This window comes from Neptunomonas sp. (assembly GCF_016744175.1).
In the GTDB taxonomy this organism is placed as follows: Bacteria; Pseudomonadota; Gammaproteobacteria; order Pseudomonadales; family Balneatricaceae; genus Neptunomonas.
Map to the genome: position 1 here is coordinate 1 of NZ_JADGEV010000091.1, position 4,287 is coordinate 4,287.

The 4,287-nt window shown below is 43.3% G+C and carries 5 protein-coding genes; 3 read left to right on the plus strand and 2 right to left on the minus strand.

Translation table 11 applies throughout. The features are described 5' to 3' along the window. Together QZZ55_RS19840 and QZZ55_RS19845 are read left to right on the plus strand one after the other, a co-directional pair. Window positions 1-121 (plus strand): 4Fe-4S dicluster domain-containing protein (locus QZZ55_RS19840; RefSeq protein ID WP_293267819.1); only part of this gene is annotated, 121 nt, incomplete at its 5' end. Window positions 122-346: 225 nt separating this feature from the next. Further along, complete coding sequence (locus tag QZZ55_RS19845) at window positions 347-946, plus strand: MarC family protein (protein WP_293269155.1); 600 nt, start codon at window positions 347-349, stop codon at window positions 944-946. A 2-nt stretch (window positions 947-948) separates the two neighbouring features. Here QZZ55_RS19845 and QZZ55_RS19850 read toward each other — a convergent pair whose 3' ends face one another. Both QZZ55_RS19850 and QZZ55_RS19855 read right to left on the minus strand, forming a co-directional pair. Further along, window positions 949-2,142, minus strand: a complete 1,194-nt coding sequence (locus tag QZZ55_RS19850; protein ID WP_293269156.1) for an MFS transporter — start codon at window positions 2,140-2,142, stop codon at window positions 949-951. Between the two features lie 160 nt (window positions 2,143-2,302). Further along, window positions 2,303-3,076, minus strand: a complete 774-nt coding sequence (locus QZZ55_RS19855) for a ferredoxin--NADP reductase (RefSeq protein WP_293269157.1) — start codon at window positions 3,074-3,076, stop codon at window positions 2,303-2,305. 143 nt (window positions 3,077-3,219) lie between these two features. On the opposite strand from QZZ55_RS19855, the gene QZZ55_RS19860 reads away from it, so the two are divergent. Next, window positions 3,220-4,113: a LysR family transcriptional regulator gene (locus tag QZZ55_RS19860; RefSeq protein WP_293269158.1), complete on the plus strand. Its 894-nt coding sequence runs from the start codon at window positions 3,220-3,222 to the stop codon at window positions 4,111-4,113. The last annotated feature ends 174 nt before the right edge of the window (window positions 4,114-4,287 follow it).

A 4,287-nucleotide genomic window follows, 5' to 3' on the forward strand; every position in this document is an offset into this window, starting at 1 on the left:
CTTCCAAATCAACTCTCAGAACTGCGTGCACTGTAAAACCTGTGATATTAAAGACCCATCTCAGAATATTACCTGGGTGACGCCTGAAGGCGGCGGCGGTCCTAACTACCCTAATATGTAAGCAAAAATATGTAAGGCCCAGCACTTAGGCCTTGTGAGCAGAGATTTTTTATTAGTTTATAAAGCACCCTCGGGTGCTTTTTTTATATGAACCATATGGTTTTGGCTTAGAGCCGTCTATTTGATAGAACACTTCGGCAATGGGTGCTTTATCGCCTGTGACGTATTACTATGCGCTCATTGTTTAGACCTTGGTCGAGTTATTGCTTTTGTGTAGGAGTTAGATGTGGATATAGCTGTTTATCTGAACGCGATGATTGCGCTTTTCGTCATTATTGATCCCATTGGTGCGGCGCTTATTTTTCACTCGTTAGTACCTGTTGATGATATGCGCCATCGTGTCAAAATGGCGATAAAAGCAGCGATTATCTCGTCGACACTTTTAATACTGTTTGGTAACTTCGGCGAGCCTTTACTGCATAAGCTGGGGATCAGTATTGATGCTTTACGTATTTCTGGTGGGATTTTGTTGTTTTATACAGCTTTCCATATGATTACCAAAGATACAGAGCACACCAGTACCACCGAAAGAAAAGACATCGCGGTGTTTCCGATGTCTATTCCTATGTTGGCGGGGCCAGGTTCTTTAACCTTAGCGATTTTGCTGTTTTCAAAAGCATCCGATTACCAAGGTACACTGTCTATCACTCTGGCTATTCTGACCATCAGCTTGGGTACATTGGTGATGATGATACTGTCCCGTTATGTGAAGAAAATCATTGGCCGCACAGGTGATGATATATTGCGTCGCTTTCTTGGTGTAGTGCTAGCTGCATTAGCGATACAGTTTATTCATGACGGTATTATTAATATGGCACATGTCTGATTTTACGCTGACACTGGCTGAGAAATGCGCGTTTCTGCACCATCAACTGGCCTGTCAGGAACCAGCTGAGCCAGTATTAGCGAGATGCCTGCCATGGCGGCACCTGCATAGAAGACAATTGCGGGCGATATTAGCCATAACAGACCAAAACTGGCGGGTATAACGACAGCTGCAATATGATTGATCGTGAACGATACTCCTGCTGTAGGTGCAATATCTTCTGGTGATGCTATCTTTTGGAAATACGTTTTAATAGCAATTGCCATGGCAAAAAACAGATGATCGATAATATAGAGCGTCGCTCCCCACATGGCGCTATCGACCATTGCATAGGCACAAAATACGCCGATTAATCCGATGTATTCAAACGTTAAGGCGCGCCTTTCTCCCCAGTGAGCAATTAGTTTGCCAATGAGGGGAGCAAGTACAATATTGATGGCCATATTAGCCAGAAACATGAGAGTGATTTCTGCGGCGCTAAAACCGAATTTTTCTACCATCAAAAAGCCTGCAAAAACGACGAAAATTTGTCGTCGCGCTCCGCTCATAAACACTAACGCGTAGTAAAGCCAATAGCGTTGTTTTAAGAATAGCTTTTTACGCTGTTCAACTTTTTCAGGAAAGTGAGGGAAGAGACTCCAAGCAGCCATCGCTAATAGAAAAGTAATGCCGCCCCCGACCAAGTAAATCCAGACCATAGATAAACCAAAGTACTCCAGTCCGATATAGACAATGCCATAGGCCGTTAATGCGCAAGCAGAACCCATAGCGATGAGTTTTCCCATGACTTTAGGCGCTTCTCCCTTTGCTAGCCATTGTAGCTGCAGTGATTGGTTTACCGTTTCAAAGTAGTGAAAGCCAACAGACATAAGAACAGTTGTAAAACATAGGCCCATAAAACTAGGTAATAAACCGGTTAATGCTGTTCCTAGGCCCAGTAAAGCGAGTGAAACAACAGCCAGTGTTTGTTCCTTGATGATTAGTAGTAAAAAGATAACGGCAAAAGAGAGGAAGCCAGGAATTTCACGCACGCTTTGCAGGATGCCCATGTCCGAGCCATCAAACTGTGCATACTCAATTGAGAAGTTGTTGATAAGCGCCATCCATGTACCCATGGAAAAAGGCATAGCCGCAGCCATCACAAACAGTAATACAGTCGGTTTTCGCCATCGAGGCTGGTGGTCTTGCGAATCCATAGATAAAGTCCTGCAGGTTAGTTTTATAACCTTAACGTGTTACACCTGAGGAGGGTAGTTGGATTATGGGAACAGCGGGAGCGTTAAATGCAACGAACAGCTATAAAAAAACCAGTCAGCAGGGCTGACTGGTAAAAGGGGCAGCTAGTCATAGTGTTGACTAGCTTTCTACAAATGCTCGCTCAATAACGTAATGGCCTAAATCGTTACGGCGGTGTTCAGAAAATCCCATTTTATCCAGCAGCGTACACGTATCTTTCAGCATGCTAGGACTACCACAAATCATAAATCGATCTGTTTCTGGGTTGAGCGGTGGTAAACCCAAATCGTTGGATAGCTTACCTGTCGCCATCAAGTCTGTCAGGCGTCCATTGTTACGGTATTTCTCACGCGTAACAGTAGGGTAGTACATCAATTTTTCACTGATAAGCTCACCCAAATATTCATTCTTTGGCAGTTCATTAACAATCATGTCTGCATAGGCGAGCTCAGACTTGAAACGAACCCCGTGAGTTAGAATAACTTTGTCGTAAGCTTCGTAGATTTCAGGGTCTTTGATAATGCTCATAAAAGGTGCAAGACCTGTACCTGTACTGATGAGGTATAAATGTTTACCTGGCAGTAAGTGGTCGTTGATCAGTGTGCCTGTTGGCTTTTTACTGACCAAAATTTTATCGCCTACTTTTATCTGTTGTAACTTAGAGGTAAGAGGGCCGTCTTGTACTTTTATGCTAAAGAACTCCAGTTCCTCTTCATGGTTGGCACTAGCAATGCTGTAAGCGCGCATAAGAGGGCGTCCCTCGTGTTCTAGGCCTATCATGGTGAAGTAACCATTCTTAAAACGAAAACCTGCATCACGGGTAGTTTTAAAGCTGAAAAGCGTGTCATTCCAGTGGTGTACGCTGGTGACCTGTTCTTGACCGATAGATGACATGTGCGTATCTCTCTGTGTTTTAAGTATATAAGTTCTAAGCACCTTTTGTTCTAAGTGCGATTAAATATTGCTGATAATGATATAAGAGCGTAGTTTATCGGTAAAGCGGGGTATTTATATATATGTAATCGGAAATATCGATAATGAAGTATTCACTGCGTCAATTGGAAGTTTTTTTAGCGGTAGCTCATCATAATAATATTACACGTGCAGCGGCTAGCCTTTCTATGTCGCAGTCAGCAGCAAGCAGTGCATTAAGAGATCTTGAGGATCATTTTGATATACAGCTCTTCGACAGAGTCGGTAAGCGGCTGCAGATCAATGAATTGGGTCGTTTGGTCCGCCCTCGGGTAGAAGCTTTGCTTGAGCGCGCCAGAAGCCTAGAAAATGAACTGAGACAACACCAGACACCGGGGCACCTTAAATTAGGCGCGACACTCACTATTGGAAATTACTTAGCCGTTGAGCTAATGGCTACATATATGTCTAACCATCCGGGTAGGAAAGTAACCCTAGATGTTGCAAATACTTCAGCGATTGTAGAAAAAGTAGCTAACTATGAATTGGATATTGGATTAATTGAAGGGGAGTCCAATGATGCAAATTTAGAGTTCATTCCTTGGCTTGAGGATGAGCTTGTGGTGTTTTGTTCCCCTGCACATCCATTAGCGCATAAAACGGTGTTGTCAGATCAAGATTTGCAGAGTGCGGGTTGGATTTTACGTGAGCAGGGTTCAGGAACTCGTCAAACATTTGATTGGGCAATGCATGGCTTGCTCCCGAGTCTTAAAGTGTTATTGGAGTTACAGCACACAGAAGCGATTAAACGCTCAGTAAAAGCAGGTGTGGGGGTCTCTTGCCTGTCTCGCATTACGCTACAGGAGTCTTTTGATAATAATAGTTTAGTTGAGCTCAATGTCGCTGGCCGAGATATGCATCGGCAATTTTATCTGGTGCTACATAAACAAAAGTTTAGAAGTGCCGGTATTAAATATTGGTTGCAAATGTGTATGAATCGCAGCCAATTTAGAGGCTGATTGTTCAATAACTAAGCAAAATAGGTGAAAAACCATTTTTTTTTAAACTTTATGCCAAAACATTGAATAAGAGACTTGACACTTTTTCTCAACACTATAGAATCTGCGCCCATCCAATAGGAGGGGTGGCTGAGTGGTCGAAAGCACCGGTCTTGAAAACCGACGAGTCGCGAG